Annotated in this window: 2 protein-coding genes; both read right to left on the bottom strand. The window is 32.6% G+C overall.

All coding sequences use genetic code 11. From position 1 onward, the window contains the following. Positions 1-941, bottom strand: a 941-nt coding sequence (locus tag E4T79_RS10660) for a DNA topoisomerase (protein WP_228063859.1), incomplete at its 3' end; no start/stop codon positions are given. Positions 942-1,032: 91 nt separating this feature from the next. Next, positions 1,033-1,517: nucleotidyl transferase AbiEii/AbiGii toxin family protein (locus E4T79_RS10655; RefSeq protein ID WP_167752685.1), on the bottom strand; the 485-nt coding region annotated here is incomplete at its 5' end.

Below are 1,517 nucleotides of genomic sequence, written 5' to 3'. Positions count from 1 at the left end.
GTATTAACCATATCTTCAGTTAAATACCTGCTATCTGTTCTTGGATATGTGATTAGCTTTTTTTCATACAAGCCTTGTGCCAGATTTAAAGTGTCATTTGCTGAATATCCAAAATATTTATTTGCTTCTCTTTGTAAGGTAGTGAGATCATAAGGCTTATCTGGTTTTGTGCTTACTTCTTTGTCTTCTACCTCTGTAATAACTATTTCATCTTCTAGTAGATTTAATAGTTGCTCTGCAACTTCAATTCTATCAATCCTATCTGATACAAGTTTCAATTCTCCATAAGATAGGTCAACCGTATAATACTTTTGCTTCTTAAATAGGTTTATTTCACTATCCCTTTTAGCTATTAAATATAGGGTTGGTGTTTGTACTCTACCAACAGAATATGTTTCCTTGTAAATGCAAGAATAAAGCCTACTTAGATTCATTCCTACCAGCCAATCTGCAATGGCTCTTGCACTTGCTGATCTATATAAGTTTTCAAAGTTTTCTCCATCTTTAAGATTTCTGAAGCCATCTTCAATAGCTTTGTTTTCCATTGAAGATATCCAAAGTCTTTGAATTTTCTTCTTACATTTAGCTTGATTATATACAAGCCTAAAAATAAGTTCTCCCTCTCGTCCAGCATCACAAGCATTTATAACTGTGTCGATATTCTTATCGTTTAAAAGTTTCTTTAAAACTCCATATTGTTTTTTAGTGCTTTTAGATACTTCATAAATATATTCTTCTGGAATTATAGGAAGATTTTCTATTGTCCATTTCTTCCATTTTTCGTCGTGTCTTTCTGGACTTGCCATTTGAATTAAATGACCGACACACCAAGAAACAATGTATCCATTCCCCTCATAATATCCGTTTTTTCTTGTTCTTGCTCCAATTACTTTTGCAATTGTAACTGCTACGCTTGGCTTTTCTGCTATTACTAATTTCATTAATACCTCCATAAATAAAAAAAGAGCGAAAGATTTCTCTCTCGCTCAAAATATTTCTCCCGAATATTGTATTTTTTTCGGGAGAATTCTATTACTTATTAATTTCTTTTTCTAGTTCTTTAAGAACTTTTATAATCTCTTCAAAGTTTGGATATTCTCCATATATCATTTCTGCCATAGCCTTATAATCTTTTTCTATTTCAGAAAATCGGTACTCTCTTGGGACTAGTCTTAATCTACCATTTAGTGCTTCTTCATACTTTGCCCACTTCCTAGGATAAAATTTCATTTTAAATTCAGTCACTTTCTTTAATAACTCCTTATCCTCTAAGGCTCTGTCTTTGAAATCTGAATTTGCTATTTTATATAGGTCATAAAAGTGTCTTGCATATCTGTGGGGCATAGGAGAAGTTTCTGGTCTATTTGCTTCGTGGTGTAAAATTGTTGCTTTTTCCCAAAAGGTTCTCTCTGCTGATACTGTTCTTATATTAGTTTTTTCTTTAAAAACATTTGGATAGGCTTCTCCAATTATTGGCAGGATTTCCACTTCAATTGCAGGTGTCCATGCTGCAAGAC

Source organism: Streptococcus sp. LYSM12 (genome assembly GCF_004569635.1).
Lineage (GTDB): Bacteria > Bacillota > Bacilli > Lactobacillales > Streptococcaceae > Streptococcus.
Note: the sequence above shows the minus strand (reverse complement) of the source record. Positions and strands in the feature narration are given on the sequence as shown.